This is a genomic window from Enterobacter sp. SGAir0187 (assembly GCF_002952735.2).
GTDB classification, from domain to species: Bacteria; Pseudomonadota; Gammaproteobacteria; order Enterobacterales; family Enterobacteriaceae; genus Enterobacter; species Enterobacter quasiroggenkampii.
On record NZ_CP025034.2, the window covers coordinates 4554872 to 4576703 of the forward strand.

At 57.2% G+C, this 21832-nt stretch carries 18 protein-coding genes; all 18 read left to right on the forward strand.

The genetic code is table 11. The features are described 5' to 3' along the window. Positions 1 to 10 precede the first annotated feature (10 nt). Entirely contained in the window at positions 11 to 1027 is a 1017-nt protein-coding gene (tssA, locus tag CWR52_RS21765) for a type VI secretion system protein TssA (protein ID WP_104950737.1), read from the forward strand. A gap of 75 nt (positions 1028 to 1102) precedes the next feature. Beyond that, positions 1103 to 1627, forward strand: coding sequence for a type VI secretion system contractile sheath small subunit (gene tssB, locus CWR52_RS21770; protein WP_104950960.1), 525 nt, complete (start codon positions 1103 to 1105; stop codon positions 1625 to 1627). Positions 1628 to 1630: 3 nt separating this feature from the next. Next, positions 1631 to 3130 (forward strand): type VI secretion system contractile sheath large subunit, encoded by a 1500-nt coding sequence (gene tssC / locus CWR52_RS21775; protein WP_021240385.1) that lies wholly within the window; start codon positions 1631 to 1633, stop codon positions 3128 to 3130. Between the two features lie 344 nt (positions 3131 to 3474). Continuing rightward, positions 3475 to 3957 (forward strand): Hcp family type VI secretion system effector, encoded by a 483-nt coding sequence (locus CWR52_RS21780; RefSeq protein ID WP_008502640.1) that lies wholly within the window; start codon positions 3475 to 3477, stop codon positions 3955 to 3957. 580 nt (positions 3958 to 4537) lie between these two features. After that, positions 4538 to 5527, forward strand: a complete 990-nt coding sequence (locus CWR52_RS21785; protein ID WP_104950738.1) for a hypothetical protein — start codon at positions 4538 to 4540, stop codon at positions 5525 to 5527. Beyond that, a complete protein-coding gene (locus CWR52_RS21790; RefSeq protein WP_104950739.1) occupies positions 5521 to 5937 on the forward strand; it encodes a hypothetical protein in 417 nt (138 codons plus the stop codon). The genes CWR52_RS21785 and CWR52_RS21790 overlap by 7 nt, the downstream gene beginning before the upstream one ends. Positions 5938 to 6024: 87 nt before the next feature. After that, positions 6025 to 7788 (forward strand): type VI secretion system-associated FHA domain protein TagH, encoded by a 1764-nt coding sequence (tagH, locus tag CWR52_RS21795; protein WP_104950740.1) that lies wholly within the window; start codon positions 6025 to 6027, stop codon positions 7786 to 7788. Continuing rightward, positions 7785 to 8582, forward strand: a complete 798-nt coding sequence (locus CWR52_RS21800; protein ID WP_104950741.1) for a PP2C family protein-serine/threonine phosphatase — start codon at positions 7785 to 7787, stop codon at positions 8580 to 8582. Before tagH ends, CWR52_RS21800 begins: the two co-directional genes overlap by 4 nt. Positions 8583 to 8598: 16 nt before the next feature. Further along, a complete protein-coding gene (locus CWR52_RS21805) occupies positions 8599 to 9597 on the forward strand; it encodes a hypothetical protein (protein WP_104950742.1) in 999 nt (332 codons plus the stop codon). Between the two features lie 9 nt (positions 9598 to 9606). Further along, positions 9607 to 10419, forward strand: a complete 813-nt coding sequence (locus CWR52_RS21810) for a type VI secretion system accessory protein TagJ (protein ID WP_104950743.1) — start codon at positions 9607 to 9609, stop codon at positions 10417 to 10419. After that, complete coding sequence (tssE, locus tag CWR52_RS21815) at positions 10412 to 10975, forward strand: type VI secretion system baseplate subunit TssE (protein ID WP_024909842.1); 564 nt, start codon at positions 10412 to 10414, stop codon at positions 10973 to 10975. The genes CWR52_RS21810 and tssE overlap by 8 nt, the downstream gene beginning before the upstream one ends. A 2-nt stretch (positions 10976 to 10977) precedes the next feature. After that, positions 10978 to 12849: a type VI secretion system baseplate subunit TssF gene (gene tssF, locus CWR52_RS21820; protein ID WP_104950744.1), complete on the forward strand. Its 1872-nt coding sequence runs from the start codon at positions 10978 to 10980 to the stop codon at positions 12847 to 12849. After that, complete coding sequence (gene tssG / locus CWR52_RS21825) at positions 12846 to 13889, forward strand: type VI secretion system baseplate subunit TssG (RefSeq protein ID WP_104950745.1); 1044 nt, start codon at positions 12846 to 12848, stop codon at positions 13887 to 13889. The genes tssF and tssG overlap by 4 nt, the downstream gene beginning before the upstream one ends. 34 nt (positions 13890 to 13923) lie before the next feature. Then, positions 13924 to 16539, forward strand: a complete 2616-nt coding sequence (tssH, locus tag CWR52_RS21830; RefSeq protein ID WP_104950746.1) for a type VI secretion system ATPase TssH — start codon at positions 13924 to 13926, stop codon at positions 16537 to 16539. 24 nt (positions 16540 to 16563) lie between these two features. Then, positions 16564 to 17982 carry a serine/threonine protein kinase gene (locus CWR52_RS21835; RefSeq protein ID WP_104950747.1) on the forward strand — a complete coding sequence of 473 codons (1419 nt, stop codon included), beginning with the start codon at positions 16564 to 16566 and terminating at the stop codon, positions 17980 to 17982. 65 nt (positions 17983 to 18047) lie between these two features. After that, entirely contained in the window at positions 18048 to 20609 is a 2562-nt protein-coding gene (gene tssI, locus CWR52_RS21840; RefSeq protein ID WP_104950748.1) for a type VI secretion system tip protein TssI/VgrG, read from the forward strand. After that, positions 20609 to 21307 carry a hypothetical protein gene (locus tag CWR52_RS23320; protein ID WP_201268143.1) on the forward strand — a complete coding sequence of 233 codons (699 nt, stop codon included), beginning with the start codon at positions 20609 to 20611 and terminating at the stop codon, positions 21305 to 21307. The genes tssI and CWR52_RS23320 overlap by 1 nt, the downstream gene beginning before the upstream one ends. 82 nt (positions 21308 to 21389) lie before the next feature. Further along, complete coding sequence (locus tag CWR52_RS21850) at positions 21390 to 21830, forward strand: DcrB-related protein (RefSeq protein WP_104950749.1); 441 nt, start codon at positions 21390 to 21392, stop codon at positions 21828 to 21830. Positions 21831 to 21832 lie beyond the last annotated feature (2 nt).

Genomic DNA, 21832 nt, shown 5'->3' on the forward strand with positions numbered 1-21832 from the left:
CAGGGATCACATGAATATCGAAGAATTTCTCGCGCCGATTAGCGCCGACAAACCCTGCGGCGAAAACCTGGAATACGACGCCGACTTCCAGGCAATGAACCAGGCAAGCCTTGGGAAAGCGGAACAGCAGTTTGGTGACACCATTATTCCGGCGGAGCCTGCTGACTGGAACACGGTCGAAAAATACGCCACCAGCCTGCTGACCCGCACCAAAGATCTTCGCGTCCTGCTGGCGTTAACCCATGCCTGGACCCGCCGTCGCGGGCTGGCAGGCTACGCGGACGGATTGCTGCTGGTGCAGGAGGCGATCGCCCGCTACTGGGAGCCGCTCTATCCGCTGCTGGAAGAGTATGGCGAAACCGATCCGTTCTACCGCATTAACGCCCTGGCAGGGCTGAGCGATAAATCTGACCTCACCGTCGCCGTGCGTAACGCCTCGCTGCTGCGTTCAAACGGCGATGAAATTTCGCTGCGGGATGCCCAGGCCCTACTGGACGGCAGTAAGACGGAGTGTCCCGACTATCCCGGCGGCCGTCCACGGCTGATTGACGAACTGGCCCGCGGCGACCAGCCGGGGACCGCAGCGGTTATCGTCATCAACGAACGGCTGCTGGCGATTCGCGAGCTGCTCACCGGGCATCTCGGTGAAAGCGGCGTGCCCGAGATGGAGCAGCTGCTGAAAACCGTGGGGCTGGTCGCCAGCGCCTGTCAGGTGACCGACATCAGCAAGCTGCTGCCGAACCGGGAGGCGCAGGCTGAACAGCACGCCGAGCCGCAGCCTGCGGCAGCGCAACCCGTTCAGCCGGTGACCGACTGGCGCAGCGTGCAGGTCACCAGCCGCGCCGACGCCCAGCTGATGCTGGAAAAAGCGAAGCAGTATTTTGCGCAGTACGAACCGAGCCACCCTGCGCCGCTGATGATTGAACGGGTGCAGCGGCTGTCAGAACTTAACTTTATGGACATTATTCGCGACCTGGCGCCAGACGGCGTTAACCAACTGGAAAACATCTTTGGGCGCCGCGAATAGCGCGTCCAGGCATTATGACGTCAGGCATGGAGCCTGCCGTTTCACCTTCACCGCGCATCTTTGATGGAGAACATCATGGCAATGAGTAACAGTGGGCAGAAATTCATCGCACGTAACCGTGCCCCCCGCGTGCAGATCGAGTATGACGTAGAGATCTACGGTGCAGAACGTAAAATTCAGCTGCCGTTTGTGATGGGCGTTATGGCCGATTTGGTCGGCAAACCGGTGGAAAACCTGCCGGCCGTCGACGAGCGTAAATTCCTCGAAATTGACATCGACAACTTTGACGAACGCATGAAGGCGCTGAAGCCGCGCGTGGCGTTCCAGGTGGATAACACCCTGACCGGCGAAGGTAAGCTCAACGTGGATCTGACCTTCGACAGCATGGACGACTTCCTGCCGGATGCGGTGGCCCGCAAGGTCGAGCCGCTGAACAAGCTGCTGGAGGCGCGCACCCAGCTCTCCAACCTGCTGACCTATATGGACGGCAAAAACGGTGCGGAAGAGCTGATCGCAAAAATTCTGCAGGATCCGACGCTGCTCAAATCCCTGAGCCAGTTGCCGAAAAATGACGAAAATGCGAAAGGTAGCGAGGAATAATCGATGAGCAACCAGACTCAACAACACGAGCAGCAGGCGGGTCAGGCGTTCAGCCAGGATGAATTCAGCGCGCTGCTGAACAAAGAGTTCCGCCCGAAAACCGACCAGGCGCGTTCCGCCGTCGAAAGCGCGGTCAAAACCCTGGCACAGCAGGCGCTGGAAAATACCGTCACCTTCTCGAACGATACCTACCGCACTATTCAGAACCTGATTGCCGGTATTGACGAGCAGCTGTCGCAGCAGGTGAACCAGATCATTCACCACGAAGAATTTCAGAAGCTGGAGAGCGCCTGGCGCGGTCTGAGCTACCTGGTGAACAACACTGAAACGGACGAGATGCTGAAGATCCGCTTTATGAGCATCTCCAAGCAGGAGCTGGGCCGTACCCTGAAGCGCTACAAGGGCGTGGGCTGGGACCAGAGCCCGATCTTCAAGAAAATTTACGAGCAGGAGTACGGTCAGTTCGGCGGCGAGCCGTTTGGCTGCATCGTCGGCGACTACTACTTCGACCACAGCCCGCAGGATGTTGAGCTGCTGGGGGAAATGGCGCGCATCGGTTCTGCGGCGCACTGTCCGTTCATTACCGGTACCGCACCGGGCGTGATGCAGATGGAGTCCTGGCAGGAGCTGGCTAACCCGCGCGATCTGACCAAGATCTTCCAGAACACCGAATACGCCGCCTGGCGTTCGCTGCGTGAATCCGAAGATGCCCGCTATCTGGGCCTGGTGATGCCGCGCTTCCTGTCGCGCCTGCCGTACGGTATTCGCACCAACCCGGTGGACAGCTTTGACTTTGAAGAGCAGACCGACGGCGCGAACCACAACAGCTACTCCTGGGCGAACGCCGCGTACGCGATGGCCGCCAACATCAACCGCTCCTTCAAAGAGTACGGCTGGTGCACCTCGATTCGCGGCGTGGAGTCCGGCGGGGCGGTGGAAAACCTGCCATGTCACACCTTCCCGAGCGATGACGGCGGCGTGGACATGAAATGCCCGACCGAGATTGCCATCAGCGATCGTCGTGAAGCCGAGCTGGCGAAAAACGGCTTTATGCCGCTGGTTCACCGTAAAAACTCCGACTTTGCCGCCTTTATCGGCGCACAGTCCCTGCAAAAACCGGCCGAGTACCACGACCCGGATGCCACCGCCAACGCGCGCCTGGCATCACGCCTGCCGTACCTGTTCGCCTGCTGCCGTTTTGCCCACTACCTGAAGTGCATCGTGCGCGACAAAATCGGCTCCTTCCGCGAACGCGAAGAGATGGAACGCTGGCTGAACGACTGGGTCATGAACTACGTCGACGGTGACCCGGCTAACTCCTCCCAGGAGACCAAGTCCCGTAAACCGCTGGCGGCTGCAGAAGTGCAGGTGCAGGAGATTGAAGACAACCCGGGCTACTACGCTGCGAAGTTCTTCCTGCGTCCTCACTACCAGCTGGAAGGTCTGACCGTTTCCCTGCGTCTGGTATCTAAACTGCCGTCGCTGAAGACGAAAGACGCGTGATGAAGACACGGATGCGCCCTCTCCCTTGAGGGAGAGGGCGGGGGTGAGGGGGAAAATACCGCTGCGGTGGTTATTCAATTTTCCTCAAACATCACTGTCCGTAAGAATTCAAAAATTAATCCCCGGTAATGCCGGGCTTATTCGGTTCCAGAATAACGCACGGTAATAATGACTTCACATTCCTTCCGTTATTTCGAAGGAATGTAAGACTGTCAAATGACACGGGTCATTTGATATGAGGCAGAGGTAAAATATGGACGGTTTTATTCAGCCCCATGCTTTCCTGTTTGCCATATAAGTGCTTTTTCGAAAGCAATATTGTTCATCCACGAAGAGTAGATATTATGGCTATTGATATGTTTCTGAAGGTCGAGGGTGTTACGGGCGAATCTAAAGATTCTAACCACACCGGCTGGACTGATATTACCTCCTTCTCCTGGGGTGCTTCCCAGCCAGGTAATATGAGCGTTGGCGGTGGCGGCGGTGCCGGTAAAGTTAACTTCAACGACCTGCACGTTAACGCGCTTATCGACAAATCCACCACCGCTATCCTGAAACACTGCGCCAGCGGTAAACACCTGACTAAAGTTGAGCTGTCCGTCTGTAAAGCCGGCGGCCAGCAGGTGGAATACTCCCGCATCACGCTGGAAGATGTGCTGGTCACTTCTGTTCAGTACACCGGTGCTGACAACGGCGATACCGTTGGTGTGACCTATGCATTCCAGGCTGCGAAAGTGAAACAGCAGTACTGGGAGCAGACCACGTCTGGTGGTAAAGGCGCTGAAAGCAGCGCTGGCTGGAACATCAAAGAAAACAAAGAAGCGTAATTGCGTATGTGGCCGGGGAGTTTTCCCCGGTCTTTATGATTGGTTCACTATTCGGCGTGTATTTGCGATGGAAAGAGCGTTAACGGTTATACCCATTGTATTATCATGTAGCGCCTGCATATCCCACCCTGCTCAGTTTCAGAGTTTAACTGTTAAGGTGGAAAAAAATGCACCCTGTTTTGGAGTTTCGAATAGCACTAGGATCAGTGAGCCTGTGTTAGTTTACGAGCCTTCTATATCCCGACGTGTAGGTAACGAATGGGAAACAATTTTCTCTCCAGGGGCATTTCCTCCCAGCCACATTTTAAAATCTGAAGAGTGTCTGCTCTGGGATAAAGTGGACTGGCAGTCAGGAGAGTATGATGTGGTATTAAAGTCGAGAACTCATAATACGGATCTTCGATATGCGGCTCGATTTATTATCAGTGTAAATGCTAAAGGCGAGTTATCGCTAGCTAAAACAGAATAGGTGAGTTTTCAAACGTTGCCGATTTTAAGAAAGTGTCAACGTTTGGATACTAGTTCAACTCCATTTTACTTGAATGTGAGTGCTTATTTGTGAAAAGCAAAGGGAATGAATATGGCTAGTCAATCATTAATTAATCCGGGATACTGTATTGTTCAGCAGCCCGGAACCTTGGATTTCCAGGCAAGACTTTTATTCAACAATCCAAATAGCGATGCTGCTCGTTATTTCATGCAAGTTAATAGCGATGCTCAGTGGTCAAAACCTGGACAGATGTTGATTCTTGATGCACCGGGAAGTAATAATTCTGTGCAACTTAAGCAATTACAAATTGCAAAAAAGAAAGTTAATGGTGCTCTGGCCGATCTTAACTCTGGAGAGGCGAATTTCTTTAATCAACATTTTAGCACAATAGCCGCAGTTACTAATTTTATGGATAAGTCCCTTGGTGTCGTTGCTGATGCAGGCGAAAAATATTTCAGCGACATAGAAAGAAAACTTAAATCCATTGAACTGGCTTACCAGAATCAGTACAGGACACAAGGAACATTAATAAGCCAGCAATTTTTTGTTGAGCGTCAGCGCCTCTTTTCTGAGTTAGATGGATTATTAAATAAATTGTCCAGGTTGACGTTGAAGATGAAACCCTATGACGAATTGAAACATGCATTAGGGTTGTCAAGCAGATCCATTGTACATGAATGGAGTACAGCCGGAGTCGCTTCTATTCGTGGTTATTCAACTTATATCGATAATGCCTCTAAGGCCGCTCGTTTTCTTAAAGCGGGAGGGTGGCTTGCAATAGGTTTTGCAGGTGCAAATACCACTAATGAAGTTTACAATGCCTGCACCGTAGGACGAGAGCAGAGTTGCTCTAAAGTCGCTGTGAAAAAATACAGCAGCTTTGGTGCAAGCCTGGCAGGGGGTATTTACGGTGGTAAATACGGAGCAATGGCAGGTGCTGGTGTATGCGTTGCGCTTGGTGTTGCGACGGGGGGTGTAGGACTGCTCGCCTGCTCCATTGTCGGGGCTGCTGCAGGAGGATACGTTGGTGGCGAGATAGCGGGCGGAGCGACTGAGTATATGATGGATAAAATATGGTGAATACAGAGAATTTATCATTATTTCTTATCGTGGTTTTATTGCTGGTTGTTGTAATTATGGATTTGTTCAGTTCTCGTTATTTCAAAAAGCACGAGGCTGATTATAATCAGTTACTTTCAGACTATCGGCGCAAGGGATATGATCTGGATCTTGTAACCGACTATGCTTCTTTTTTTGGTTCGCTGGCCAATTATCAAAAAATAATCTGGTTTGTTCGCCTTTATAAAGGCGTTAAAATGAAATTTACGCGTGAAAGGCTTGTTCAGGAAGATGCTTACAAATATGTACAGTCGTTACCTGAAGAAAGAATTGGTTGGATACTAAAGTTACATCGCCGTTATAAGTTACAGGCGTTAATATTCACTCTATGGCTCATTGTTGGATTATATTTTATCATCTTCATTAAATAGTTTTTGATATTCAATTTCTCAAACGCCGCCGTTCTCGCTCCGAGAGCGGCAGCGTTTGAGCGCTAATCATACCAGCAGGAATACGCCATGCGATTCACGATTATTTCTACAAAACCCGGTCATCAGCCGCCGCAAAGCAGCTGTGATTTTTACGCCCCGGGCGGCACCATTGGGCGCGGTACGGATAACAATCTGGTGTTGCCGGATAATGACCGCACCATCTCTCGTCTGCAGGCCATTGTTCACGTTGACGCCCAGGGCGAATGCCGCGTGACCAACCGCGGCAGCGTTACCCGCGTGGTATTAAATGACATTCCGCTGGAGCGGGGACGTCAGGTTGAGCTGCAGGATGGCGACATTCTCGGTATTGATGACTACCGTATTGAAGTGACCGAACTGATCCACGATACCCAGCCCGTAAGCCGTATGGCGGCCAGCATGCATCAGCAGGCGCGTCCGGCAGCCGCGTCCGCACCCGCTCCGCAACCGAAGCCGGCGAGTGCCGCACCGCGCGGGAAGGCCGAGCCGACCGCCGTGCCAACGGAAATCTGGGATAGCCTGATGCAGGAGTTCTCCATCTCCGACAGCATCTCCAGCAACCGTACAAAACCGCAGCCAGCTGCATCGCACGATCCATTCTCCCAGCCAGCGGCCCCGGAGCGTAACGCTGAAGATCCGCTGGCGATGTTCAACGACAGCGATCCAAAGCTTGAGCGTAAGAACGTTGACCCGGAAACGCTGTTCAGCGACGAAGCGTTGTTCAAGAAAGAGAGTATTTTTGACGACGTCACCCCGTCAACGCTGGTGCCGCCGGGCGAAAATAGCCCCGCTAAGCCAGAAGACGAGGCGACGGATGAGCTCGATCCGCTGGCCCTGTTTGGCGGTAAGGCCAGCGCGCCAGCCGCGCGTAATGACGACCCGCTCGGGCTGATGGGCGGCGCGCCGTTAACCCATCCGGATGACATTATCAGCGAGAAGCCTGCCCCCGTGCCGGAACCTGAGCAGGAAGAGGACGTCCTGGCCGATTCTCCGCTGTTCGCCCCTGAGCCACAGGAAGAACCGCGTGCTGAAGAGGAACCCGCGCGACCGGATTACGCTGGCTTCACCATGCCAACGCCACAGGCCGTTGCGCGCAGCAGCGCGCAGGCCCCGAAGGGCCGACTGCGCATCGACCCGGTCAATAACGCCGCCTCGCCAGCCGCCACGGCAAACAGCGGTGAGAAGGGCGAAGTGCTGCAGGGCGAGTTGCTGGAAGCGCTGCTGGAGGGGATGGGGCTCAGTGAAATGCAGCCCGTTCCTCAGTTTGACCGTGAAAATATGCGTCAGCTGGGGCAGATCCTCGGTATGTTCTCTCAGGGGACCGTGGCGCTGCTCTCCTCGCGCTCTATCCTCAAGCGCGGCGTAAAAGCCGACATGACCATGGTGCTGGACGATGCCAACAACCCGTTCAAGCTGTTGCCGACCGGCAAAACCGTGTTAATCCAAATGTTCGGCACCCCGATGCCGGGCTTTATGCCACCGACCAAATCCGTGCGCGATGCGCTGATCGATCTGCAGGCGCACCAGCTGGGTATGATCTCCGGCATCCGCGCCATCATTGCTGCGATGCTACAGTCCTTTAACCCGGAGCAGCTGGAAGAGCAGGCGAAACAGAACGGCATGACCTCCCGTCTGGCGCTGCCGGGCAGCCGCAAAGCCGCCCTGTGGGACTACTTTGTTCGCAGCTATGGCGAGACGGCGGGCGAGATTGAGGACGACTTCCACACCCTGTTCGGCGAAGCCTTCCTTCATGCCTATGACATGGAGGTCAATCAGTACAAAGACTCACAGAGCGGATCGGAAGACAAATGAATATCGCAACGGCTTCTCTCTCCCGCCAGGGGACGCGCGCCAGCAACCAGGATCAGACGGGAGAAACCATAGGGGAACGTTCAGCCTGCTTTGTCGTCTGCGACGGCATCGCAGGGCTGCCGGGCGGCGATGTGGCCGCAGCGCTGGCCCGCAACAGCATTATCTCCCGCTTCGATGGCGACAAACATCTTAATGCGCAGCACATCCGCGACTACGTTCAGACGGCGAACCGCACGATCCTCAGCGAACAGCAGGCCATACAGGACTATCGCCGGATGGGCACGACGCTGGTCAGCCTGTTCATTGACCGTGATTACGGGCTGGCCTACTGGGCGCATGCCGGAGACAGCCGCCTGTACCTGTTCCGCCGCGGATGGCTGTGGCATGTAACCACCGACCACAGCCTGGTGCAGCAGATGAAAGATGCCGGGCACCAGACCGACAACCTGAACAGCAACCTGCTCTATCTGGCGCTCGGGATTGAAAACGGCGGGCCGGAAGCGAGCTACAGCGACGTGGTGCAGGTTGAAGACGGCGATGCCTTTTTACTCTGCACCGACGGATTCTGGCACGGCGTCAGCGAAGAGCAAATGAAGCAGTCGCTGCATATGGTGAATACGCCGCAGGAGTGGCTGACCTTAATGAACCAAATCATTCAAAAGAATGGCGAACAGGAGGGGAATGCTCAGGATAACTATACTGCCCTGGCGGTATGGATGGGCAACCCTCAGGACACCACTTTGCTGCACACCCTCTCTGACGCAGCACAATTTCTTCCCTGCGGAACTGATTAGACACACAAGGAACGATATGAAACTTTGGCTATCGGGTTTGGCACTTCTGGCGGCGACCTCCACCGCGCAGGCTGAAAATTTCCGCATCGTGCAGTCTCCTGCGCAGAAGCTGGATATCTGGATCGACAACATCAAAGACAACACGCCGCAGAGCTGGTGTAAGCCTGAGGTGGCGCTGCGTATTGTGGCGAACGGCAAGAAAGACGTCTCCGTGCTGGAGAACTTTGTGCCGCGTCTTGGCTCACTGCTGGAACACCAGTGCAGCAAAGTGAATAAACTCAGCTGGACGCTCAACGATCCGGCGGGTACCACGCTGGCGCAGGGCACGGCTGGCAAAGCGCAGGAGTGGGCGCTGGTGGTGAAACAGGAGCAGGCCGCGCCTGCTGCGACTATCACCGCCACCCCAGCCAGCGGCGCGTTACTGCCGCCAGACCAGAACGTGGCTTCCCGCACTGTCGCGGCCGACCGCACGCCGTGGCAGGAGTTTACGCTTCAGGACGGCTGCCACCTGCGCACCTTCTGGGAAGGGGGCGCTTCTGCACCGGCGCTCTTTATTCCGGATTCTGACACCACCCGCTGCGGGAACGGCAGCTGGCTGAGCGGACACGCCGTTGTGTCGCAGTCCCGCAACGGCGGGCAGAAAGAGATGGCGGTGACCTACATTCATGGCTTCCCGGTCACCGGGCTGAATCAGAGCGCCGACCCGGAAAACGCGCTGATCACCTCCGTCAACAAAGAGCGCATGGTATTCAGCACGCCAGACAGCGACCAGAGCTGGATGATCCTGCCTTACGACAACGCCCTGAACAGCTGGAAGAGCAACGGCACGGTCGCGGTGGAGATTTCCCGTGAAACCGCCAGCGATGATGCAAAACTGCAGGCGCGTATCGCGGCGGTGAAAAAAACCTGGAGCGCCTGGGTGGCACCCGGCACCCCGCTGAATATCGTGCTGATTGACACCCTGCGTCCTCAGCTGCGCGATCCGGCCGTCGGCGCATGGCGCGCGGCAAATTAAGGAATGGCAATGAATACGCTCTATCAACATCTGGCGGGTGAGTCGCTTAACGACGCGCTCGCGCGTCTGGAAGCAGAAATCAAAGCCCGTCCGGCGGACGCCGATCTCCGCGCCGCGTTCGTGCAGTTTTTAACCCTTAGCGGCAACTGGACGCGTGCCCTGACCCAGCTAAAAAGCTGGCTGGCGCTGAAGCCGCAGGCGAAGCCCACCGTCACGCTGCTGGAGCAGTCCATTCAGGGCGAGCTGCAGCGCGCGCAGGTGATGGCGGGACAGGCACGTCCGGCGATGCCTGAAACCCAGTGGCCGTGGCTGACCACCCTTGCCGCGGCGCTGAGCGAGGAGGGCGAGCGCGCGCAGGCGCTGCGTCTGGAAGCCCTTGAACAGGCGCAGGCAAACCCTGGTAGTGTCACCCTTGAAAACGAGGAGACGCAGGCCTTTGACTGGCTGATGGACGGCGATACCCGTCTCGGCCCGGTGTGCGAAACCATCGTCAACGGCCGTTATTTCTGGCTGCCGTTTAACGCTATCGCGGAGATCCGTTTCCAGGCGCCTGCCAGCGTGACCGATCTGGTCTGGCGTCACGCGCTGGTGCGCCTGACCGACGGAACGGAACAAGTGTGTCAGATCCCGGCGCGTTACCCGTTTGCAAATGACGCCTCTGATGCGGTCAAACTGGGCCGCACCACCGACTGGCACCCGCTCAATACTGACGGCACGCTGTATGAAGGCCAGGGCCAGAAGGCCTGGCTGAGCGAGCAAAGCGAAAGCCCGCTGCTGTCCTTGAGCCTCGTGACGTTTGCGACGGATGGAGCCGATGAGTAATCCCGCTGGCGAAGGCGATCTGCTGCGCAGCGGCTGGCAAGCCCGCAGCAAGCAGGAGAAGGTGGGGGCGCGCGATAAAATGCAGCCTTCGCTGCTCGATCGCCTTACCGATAACGACCCGGAAAAAAAACGCGAGTCGGCCAACAGCAATCTGATCACCCACGCCGCCCTGCGCCGCAATGTGCTGCGCGATCTGCAGTGGCTGTTTAATACCATCAACCACGATGCCTCCGGTGATTTGAGCGCGTTACCGCACGTGAGCCGCTCAGTGGTTAACTTCGGCGTCGCGCCGCTGGCCGGGAAAAGAATGTCGGACATCGAATGGCACGACATTCAGCGCAAGCTCACCGAGGCCATCATCAATTTTGAACCACGCATTTTGCCGCAGGGGCTGCAGGTCCGCTGCGTGTCGGATACCTCCTCGCTGGATCTGCACAACGTGCTCTCCATCGAGATCAAAGGGCGTTTATGGTGTGTGCCGTACCCGCTGGAGTTTCTGTTTCGTACCGATGTCGATCTGGAAAACGGCCATTTTGAACTGAAAGATGCGGGGTAATCATGGAAAGTAAACTGCTCGAATACTACAACCGTGAGCTGGCCTACCTGCGCGAAATGGGGGCCGAGTTTGCCGAACGCTATCCTAAGGTCGCCGGGCGGCTGGGCATGCGCGGCATCGAGGTGGCGGACCCGTATACCGAACGTCTGATGGAAGGGTTCGCCTTCCTGACCTCCCGCGTGCAGATGAAAATGGACGCGGAGTTTCCGCGCTTCTCCCAGCGTCTGCTGGAGATGATTGCGCCGAACTATCTTGCACCCACGCCGTCGATGGCGATTGCGGAGATTCAGCCCGACAGCAGCCGGGGCGACCTGAGCAAGGGCTTTATCGTGCCGCGCGGTACCATGATGGACAGCCTGGCGCTGAAAAAAACCGGCGTGACCTGCAGCTATACCACGGCGCACGAGGTCAACCTGCTGCCGCTGAAAATCGACAAGGTCGAGCTGGGCGGTGTCCCCGCCGATTTGCCGCTCGCACAGCTGGGTCTGAGTCAGCGGGGGATCGGCAGCGCCCTGCGGATCCGCATCGCCTGCGACGGCCCGCAAAATCTCGGACACCTGGATTTCGACCGTCTGGAATTTTTCCTCGGCGGTCCGGACATTGAAGCGCTGAAGCTGCTGGAGCTGGTGATGGAGCACCACGCCGGGATCGTCTGTCAGACGGTCAGCCCGCAGCCGCAGCGACAGCTGCTGGCGTCGGATGCGCTGCGCCAGGAGGGTTTTGAGCCTGACCAGGCGCTGCTTCCGGACGATCTGCGCAACTTTGACGGCTATCGCCTGCTGCAGGAGTATTTCGCGTTTCCGGCCCGTTTCCGCTTCATTAGCCTCAGCGGCCTGAGCACGCTGATCCAGCGCTGTGAAGGCGAAAAAGCCTTCGACATCTTCATCCTGCTGGATAAGTCGGATGAACAGCTGGAGCGCGTGGTCGATGCCAGCCACCTGGCGCTGCACTGCACCCCGGTCATCAACCTGTTCCCAAAGGTCGCGGCGCGTCAGAAGCTGAATGAAGGCCAGCATGAATACCATCTGGTGGTCGATAACATCCGTCCGCTGGATTATGAGATTTACGCGGTCAAAAAAATCTATGGCAGCGCGGATGGTCAGCGCGATGACCAGACGTTTCGTCCGTTCTGGAGTACCTGGAGCGGCGATGCGGGCAACTACGGAGCCTATTTTTCCCTGCGCCGCGAACAGCGCGTGCTGTCCGAACACGCCCTGCGCTACGGTACGCGTACCGGCTATATCGGCTCGGAGGTCTTTGTCTCGCTGGTGGATGAACAGCATGCCCCCTGGCAGGAAAACCTGCGCTATATCTCTGCCGAGGTGCTCTGCACCAGCCGCGACCTGCCGCTGATGCTGCAGCAGGAGCTCGGGCAGTTCATTATGGCGGACTCCATGCCGGTGAAATCCCTCACGCTGCGTAAAGGGCCGACACCGCCGCGTCCGGCGCTGGCGGAAGGGTTCAGCACCTGGCGGCTTATCAGCCAGCTGCAGATGAACTACCTCAGCCTGATGGACAGTGACAATGAGGAGGGGGCTGCCGCGCTGCGCCAGCTGTTAGGGCTGTACGCCAACCTGGCCGAAACGCCCGTGGCGCGTCAGGTAGAAGGCGTTCGCCACTGCGTGCTGGAGCCGGTTCACCGCCGCGTGCCTGAACCCGGCCCGGTGGTGTTCGCCCGCGGGATCGGCATTACCCTGACGGTGGATGAGCGAGCCTTTTCGGGGGCCAGTCCGTGGCTCTTCGGCAGCGTGATGGAGCGTCTTTTTGCCCGTCTGGTCTCTATCAACAGCTTCACCGAGTTCACCCTGAAGAGTCAGCAGCGCGGCGAGATTGGCTACTGGGCGCCGCGCATGGGTAAAAGGGCGCTGATATGAGTGACGCCGCCACTGTACCGCTGCGCGTGCATCGCCTGACGAAGCTGCCGGACGCGTTCTGGCACGGGGTCCGTGAGACGCCCTGGCGCTACGATCTGTTTCAGCTGTTAAGGCGCATTGATGCCCAGGGTGGCGAGCGCTACCCGCTGGGCCGCGCGCCGCTGCCAAAATTTGAACCGCTGCGCATCGGCCAGCAGCCGTCGATGAGTTTTGCCCCGTCGACGGTGGCTCAGGTCCGTCAGCGGAAAGAAGGCGGGTTGCATGAGGTGTCTATCCTCAGCTTCGGCCTGTTTGGCCCGAACGGCCCGCTGCCGGTCCACATGACCGAATACGCCCGCGAGCGTATTTATCATCATCAGGACACCAGCCTGAGCGCGTTTGCCGATCTTTTCCATCATCGTCTGGCGCTGCTGTTTTACCGCGCCTGGGCGGATGCGCAGCCCACCGTCTCGCTGGACCGCGCCGATAACAAGCGCTTTGAGGGCTATCTGGCGTCGCTGATTGGCATGGGGCAGCCGGGTCAGATGAACAAAGGCAGCCTGAGCTCGCACGCGCGCTTCACCCACGCCGGGCACCTGACCCGTCACGGGCGGGATCCGGAGGGGCTGGAGAAGATCCTGCGCAGCTATTTTAAGGCGCCGGTCAAACTGGTCAGCAACGTGCCGCAGTGGATGCCGCTCTCCACGCGCGAGCAGGCGCAACTGGGAGCAGGACGCCGCATGCCGCGCATGGGTGAGTCCGCCTTTCTCGGCATCGCCGTCCGCGACGTGCAGCATAAGTTTCGCATCGAGATTGGCCCGCTGAGCGCGGAGGAGTACAACCGCTTTCTGCCGGGCGAAGCGTGGGTCACCGAGCTGCGCGACTGGGTGCGTCAGTACGCCGGAGTGGAGTTTGAATGGGAAACGCGGGTGATCCTGCGTGAAGATGCGGTGCAGGGCACCACGCTCGGCGGTGCCGGGCGATTAGGCTACAACACCTGGCTGGGCCTTCAGCCGCGGCCTGTCCCGCGTGGCGATCTGGTGTATTGCGCAGAGCGATAATTTTTCTAACGCATTGTTATCAATGGAACCGAACATGTCAGAAATAAGCCGTGCCGTGCTTTTCGGCAAACTGGATACGCTGTTATTTACCTCTCTGGAAAGCGCCACTGCGTTCTGCAAGCTGCGCGGCAACCCCTATGTTGAGCTGGTGCACTGGCTGCATCAGCTGATGCAGCAGCAGGATGGCGATCTGCAGCAGGTCATCCGCCACTTTGCCCTTGATGAACAGCAGCTGACGCGCGATATCGTTGCGGCGCTGGATGTCCTTCCGCGCGGGGCGAGTTCCGTTTCCGATCTCTCCGAGCATATCGACAGTGCCGTGGAGCGCGCATGGGTCTTTGGCTCACTGAAGTTTGGCGTCAGCCGCATTCGCGGCGGCCATTTGCTGATCGGCATGCTGAAAACCTGGAATCTGGCCAACGTGCTGAAAAGCATCTCGTCGCAGTTCACCCGCCTTAACGTCGAGGTGCTGATTGAGCAGTTCGACGCTATTTGCGCCAACAGCAAAGAGACGCAGCAGGCCGCTGCTGCCGTCGATGCACCGGCGGGTGCGGTACCGGCTGCGCAGGGGACGCTGGCCCAGTACGGCCAGGACCTGACCGCCCGCGCCCGCGACGGGAAGATTGACCCGGTTGTCGGGCGCGACGAGGAGATCCGCCAGATGGTCGATATCCTGATGCGTCGTCGCCAGAACAATCCGTTGCTGACCGGGGAAGCCGGGGTCGGGAAAACGGCGGTGGTGGAAGGCCTGGCGCTGCGAATCGCCGACGGCGACGTGCCGGAGCCGCTGCAGAACATTCAGCTGTGGCTGCTGGATATCGGCATGCTGCAGGCCGGTGCAGGCATGAAAGGCGAGTTTGAAGCCCGTCTGCAGGCGCTCATTAACGAAGTCCAGTCCAGCGCCACGCCGATTATTCTGTTTATCGATGAGATCCACACCCTGATTGGCGCAGGCGGCCAGCAAGGGACCGGCGATGCGGCGAACCTGCTGAAGCCAGCCCTGGCGCGCGGCCAGCTGCGCACCATCGGCGCCACCACCTGGGCAGAATACAAAAAGTACATTGAGAAAGACCCGGCGCTGACCCGTCGTTTCCAGACGGTGCAGGTCCACGAGCCGGACGAAGCGAAAGCCATTCTGATGCTGCGCAGCACCGTGTCGCCGCTGGAGACGCATCACCAGGTCCTGCTGCTCGACGAAGCGGTCAGCGCGGCGGTGAAGCTGTCTCATCGCTACATTCCGGCGCGTCAGCTGCCGGACAAAGCCGTGGCCCTGCTCGACACCGCCTGCGCCCGCGTCGCGGTCAGCCAGAGCGCGCCGCCGGCGCAGCTGGAAGATTGCCTGCGCCATATTGCCGCGCTGGACGTTGAAATTGAGATTGCCGAACGCGAAGCGCGCGTGGGGGCCGGTGATGCCGATCGCGTCTCGGCATTACGCGCCGAACGCGACGCGTATGAGACAAAACGCGAAGCCCTGTCCCGGCGCTGGGAAGAAGAGCGCAGTCTGGTGCAGGAGATTATCCGCCTGCGCGCCGCGCTGTTCGCGGCGGGCGAGGAAGATACCGCCGAGCTGCGCGGCCAGCTGGCGGAACAGCAGCTGGCGCTGAACGCCTTACAGGGTGATGAACCGCTGCTGTTTGCCGCGGTGGATGAAAACGTGGTCGCCGCGGTCGTCTCTGACTGGACCGGGATCCCGCTGGGCCGGATGGTGAAAAACGAGATCGACGCGGTACTCAACCTCGCCGACACGCTGAACCAGCGCGTTATCGGCCAGCGTCACGGTCTGGATCTGATTGCCCGCCGCGTGAAAACCTCGCGGGCGAAGCTGGACGACCCCAACAAACCGGTGGGCGTCTTTATGCTGTGCGGCCCGTCCGGGGTCGGTAAAACCGAAACCGCGCTGGCGCTCGCCGAATCCCTGTACGGCGGCGAGCAGAACGTCATCACCATCAACATGAGCGAGTTCCAGGAAGCGCACACCGTGTCCACCTTAAAAGGTGCGCCTCCGGGGTACGTAGGGTATGGTGAAGGCGGGGTATTAACCGAGGCCGTCCGCCGCCGTCCATACAGTGTCGTGCTGCTGGACGAAATTGAGAAAGCGCACCCGGACGTCCACGAAATCTTCTTCCAGGTCTTTGATAGAGGCTGGATGGAGGACGGCGAGGGGCGCCACATTGATTTCCGCAACACCATTATTATTCTGACGTCCAACGTCGGCACCGAGCTGATTAGCGCCATGTGCGCCGATCCGGAACTGGTGCCGGAGCCTGAGGCCTTAAGCGGTGCCCTGCGCCAGCCGCTGCTGGAGGTGTTCCCGCCAGCACTGCTGGGCCGTCTGCTGGTGGTGCCGTACTACCCGCTCAGCGACGAGATGCTGGGGCAGATTGTTCGCCTGCAACTCAGGCGCATTCAGCGTCGTCTGGAAGAGAATCACAGCATTATTTCTGAGTTTGACGACAGCGTGGTGGAACAGATTGTTCAGCGCTGTACCGAGGTGGAGTCGGGGGGACGCATGGTGGATGCTATTCTGACCAACACTCTGCTGCCCCAGATGAGCCAGATCTTACTTACCGCCAGCCGCAGCGACGAACAGTACCGACGTCTGCATGTCACCTGCGAGCAGGGCGAGTTTCACTGTCAGTTTGCCGCGTAATAATCATCAAGAGAACTGTAAAAGATGACGGATAATGATAACAATCGGACTGTCCCAAACGCGCTCCCGGTCGGGTACCGCTTCAACGAGTTTGAAATCAAAGAGGTGATCGGCGGCGGCGGGTTTGGCATTGTCTATCGCGCGTGGGATCACCAGCTCGAACGCACTATCGCTATCAAAGAATTTATGCCTTCCTCGCTCGCCGTACGCGGCGACGACATGACCCTGGTGCTGCGCAGCGAGCGCTTTGGCAAAGCGTTCTCCGCGGGCCTGAACAGCTTCATTCAGGAAGCGCGTCTGCTGGCGCGCTTTAACCACCCGAACCTGCTGCACGTCCTGCGCTTCTGGGTGCAAAACGACACGGCCTATATGGGGACGCTGTTTTACAGCGGCACCACGCTGTCACGCCTGCGTGAAGAAAAGCCGGAGCTGATCAACGAAGCCTGGATCCGCCGCACGCTGCCGATGCTGTTCGGTGCGATCAAGACCATCCACGACGAAGGCTACCTGCACCGCGACATCTCTCTGGATAACATCCAGATCCAGGATAACGGCCTGCCGGTGCTGCTCGATTTCGGCTCCGCGCGCCGCACGATTGGTAACCTCTCCGACGAAACGGAAACCATGCTGCGTCCGGGCTTTGCGCCGATTGAGCAGTACACCGACGACAACGAAAGCGAGCAGGGCCCGTGGACGGACATTTACGCCCTCGGCGCCGTGCTGCGTACCCTGATTGTGGGTTCTCCGCCGCCGGTCAGCGTGGTGCGCTCGATTCAGGATACCTGCAAACCGCTGGTGGAAATCATGCCGCAGGGCTATTCCATTCCGCTGCTGCAGGCCATTGACCGCGCGCTGGCGCTGCACATGGAGGACCGTCCGCAGTCCATCGACGAGTTTGCCGCGCTGATTGAGATGCCGGTCGCGGGTATCAACGATGTGCTGACCGCGAAAAAGCCCGGCACCATGCTGGTACCGGTGGAGGAAGAACAGCCGGCATCGCTGCTCGACTGGCGTCGCTACAGGATCCCGGGCATGGTTGCTGCAGGCGTGCTGGTCGGCGTTGTCGCTGGCGCGATGCTGTTCAGCGGCGGCAAAGATGCGCCAGAGCAGGCTGCGCAGGCACCGGCAGAGACGCGTCCAGCCGAAACCGCCGCGAACGCCCCAGACGAGAAGCCAGAAACGGCGAAGGTGAGCGAACCGGCGACGGCACAGCAGACGCCACCGCCTGCCGCGAGCCCTGTTGCGTTGGTCTATATCCGCATCCTCGACGGCGAAACGCTGAAAGTGAACGGCGAGCCAAAAGCGCTGCGCCCAGGAACCAACGGCTATGCATCGCTCAAGCTGCCGGCCGGTGAGGCGAAGATTGAACTGCAGGGCAACGGAAGAACGCGTGGCCAGACGCTGGATATCGGCAAGCCGGGTACCTGGCTGGTGAATCCGTAGAATGACGCTCAGTTACTGATGCGAACCTCTTTTCTGAATCGCATAAGCTAGATGGAATAAAGATTATGCTCAACCGAATTACCGTTCAGCTCCCGGTGGAGGGGCTTCTGTTCTGGAAACTGACGGGCCGCGAGGCGATGTCCGAGTCGTTTGCGCTGACGCTGACCGTGCTCGGCACGGACGCACGCATTGACCGCAGTAAGCTGCTGGGCCAGCCGGTCACGGTGACTATCCCGACGCAGAACCTGCTGACGTCCCGCTATATTAACGGCAAGATTACCCGCGTGGCGGTGAGCGCCGTTGAGCTGACGGGCACCCGCTATGCGATGTACCAGCTTACGGTGGAGCCGGACCTGTGGCCGATGAAGCGCGACCGTAACCTGCGTATCTTCCAGGGGCAGACGGTGCCGCAGATTGTGAAAACCCTGCTGGGTGAGCATCAGGTCAACGTTGAGGACAAACTCACCGGCAGCTACCGGGTGTGGGACTACTGCGTGCAGTATCAGGAGTCGAGCCTGGACTTCATCAGCCGCCTGATGGAGCTGGAGGGGATTGCGTATCACTTCCGCCATGAGGCGGACAAGCACACCCTGGTGCTCACCGACGCCGCCACGCAGTACCAGCCGTTCAGTGGCTATGAGGTGATTCCTTACCATCAGACGCCGTCCGGCGGCAGTACGGACGAAGAGGGCATCAGCCAGTGGGCGCTGGAGGACAGCGTGACGCCGGGGATTTACAGCCTCGACGACTATGACTTCCGCAAGCCGAACGCGTGGCTGTTCCAGGCCCAGCAGAACCCGGCGTCGCCGACACCGGGCAGCATTGACGTGTACGACTGGCCGGGGCGCTTTGTGGACAAGGGGCACGGGGAGTTCTATGCCCGTATCCGTCAGGAGCGCTGGCAGGTGGAGCACCAGCAGATTCAGGCCACCGCCACGGCGGCGGGGATTGCGCCCGGACACACCTTCACCTTAACCAACGCGCCGTTCTTCAGCGACAACGGAGAGTATCTGGTCACTGCCGCGGGTTACCACCTCGAAGAGAACCGCTATGCCAGCGGCGAGGGGGAGACCATTCACCGCACCGATTTCACGGTCATTCCTGCGTCAGTGGCCTACCGTCCGGCGCAGTCCACGGCGTGGCCGCGCACCTACGGCCCGCAGACGGCGAAAGTGGTGGGGCCGAAGGGCGAGAGTATCTGGACGGACAAATACGGCCGGGTGAAGGTGAAGTTCCACTGGGACCGTCTGGCGAAGGGCGATGACACCAGCTCCTGCTGGGTGCGCGTGTCGAGCGCGTGGGCGGGTCAGGGCTACGGCGGGGTGCAAATCCCGCGCGTGGGCGATGAGGTGGTGGTGGACTTTATCAACGGCGACCCGGACCGTCCGATCATTACCGGTCGCGTGTACAACGACGCGAGCATGCCGCCGTGGGCGCTGCCGGCTGCGGCGACGCAGATGGGCTTTATGAGCCGCACGAAAGACGGTTCCGTGGACAACGCCAACGCCCTGCGCTTTGAGGATAAAGCGGGTGCAGAGCAGGTGTGGATCCAGGCCGAGCGCAACATGGACACCAGCGTTAAAAATGATGAAACGCACAGCGTCGGCGGTGAGCGCAGCCATTACGTGAAGAAAAATGAACTGCATCGCGTGGAAGCGAATCAGACTCAGGCCGTGAAAGGTGGCACCGAGATCCTTACGGGAAAAGGCAAGCTGGATGCGGCGGTGGAGCAGTATGTTATTGCTTCCGGGACGAAGCTGCGGCTGGTCTCCGGTGAGAGTGCCATTGAGCTGAATGCTAACGGCAAGATTAACCTCATCGGCAAAGAGTTTAACTTCTTCGTGGAAGGGGATGGGTATATCACCACGGGGGGTAAGCTGCATCTGAATACCTCTGGCACTAAGCCGGGCACAATGGCGCCGGGGGCAGGGCATAAAGGGGATATTGATGCGGCGGTGCAGGCGAAGTTTTCGCCGGAACAAAGCAAGAAAGGGGCAGTAGCGTCTCCTGTGCCATCACAGTCTGCAACGAAACCAGCACCTCAAGCCACAGTAAGTAATGCCACTTCAGCAACACCGACTCAAAGTGAGGACAAGTTTTCAAAGATCTCACCTATTATCTTCCAAAATGAAGGCGGATACGTTAATGACCCTAACGACGCTGGGGGTGCTACCAATAAAGGAATTGCGTGGAAAACATGGCAGAAATATGCCAAGGAAGATCTTGGTGTTGAACCCACATTGGATAACCTAAAAAATTTAACCAATGAACAAGCTGAGACAATTTACCGTAAACGTTACTGGGAGCCGTCTGGGTTTAACAATCTTAATGATCCTAAACTCGCATTAATGTCTTATGATTGGACCATAACCTCCGGCGGAGCCGGTAAACAAATCCAAAAATTGCTGAACAATGAGTTTGGCCAGCAGTTGATTGCAGATGGGAAAATAGGGCCTAAGACTATAGACGCAATGAACAGCGTAAGCGACTCAGCGAAGCTTACCTCCAGAATAGCGGACATTCGTAAAGAATATTATGAAAATCTTGTGGTAAATAACTCAAAAAATGCTAAGTTTTTGACAGGTTGGTTAAATCGAGTTGATCGGTGTGCACAGGTGGCTTTGTAATGAATATAAAATTAGTAATGCTATTAATGGTTGCAGGTTTTAATAGTGGTCATGTAATAGCTAAAGATTTGTTTTCTGGTCAGTGGAGCGGAGAACAAAAAAATGAGTCAACACTGACTTTACGATTAACTCAAGTTGGTCAAAATGTGAATGGTAGTTATTGTTATGTTACGCAAAACGGTAACCGCATTGACTGTCCCCCAGATGATGAGAATAATCTAAAGGGTGTTATTGCTGAAAATCGAGCAAATGTGGAATTTAACTCTTCATTTGGTGGTGAAAAGGGACATGCGAAACTGGAAGTTGTTGGTGATAAAATGATCTGGACTTTAATTACACCGCCACAGAAAGGTGAATATTATGCTCCGCAGAATTATAAACTAACAAAAGTGTTAAAGGCGCCGGTGTCCGAAAAAAGAATTTTTGAAACCGATAAATTCAATATTACTATAGTAAATAAATGTGGTTCGTTTGAAAGCGACTGCAATGATATGTTTTATCTTGGAATTAGAAAAAGTGACAATAGTACAATTTCTTTAAATGGGAAGACTTTAAACGATGCGACAGGAAAAGTAATTGGCTCCTTATTTAAAAATGGCGAAATTACCTATGCGGTTACCTATAACCCATTGAAATTGGTAGTCAGTAAGGGTGGTGATATTTTAGTTGATCAGTCAGGTCAATGGATTAATAAGTAGAATTTATTACTAAAGGGTCAGTGTTCTCTGGCCTTTATTTTTGCCTTCACTTTTCTTGATATTAATCATCCCGAGTTCACTTATGAAATACACCCTCCAGGAAGGTTCATTTTCCCTATTTCCTGCTGCCTGGCAGGATAACAGCATGAACATCATTCGCGATGACGAAAGCGGGCTGTCCGTGGTGGTCAGCCGCGGCGTGATCCCCGATGGCAGCGACTACGAACAAGAGTTTCACCGCCAGTGGGATGTGCTGCGTCCTCAGATGGGTGAGATTGCCCAGAGCGAGTTCCAGCAGGTGAAAGCCGGGCCAGATGGAAACATTAACGGGCTGGAAGTTGAAACCACGTTTGACCGTAACGGGCAACGCCTGTGGCAAAAACAGCTGGCCGTGCAGACGCCGGGCAAACCGGTATTGATGATTTTTACCCTCTCGGCACTCAGAGCCTTTACCGAAGAAGACGAGGTGCGCTGGAGCGCGCTTAAGCAGAGTCTGACGCTAAACGACAACCGGAATGTGTAAGG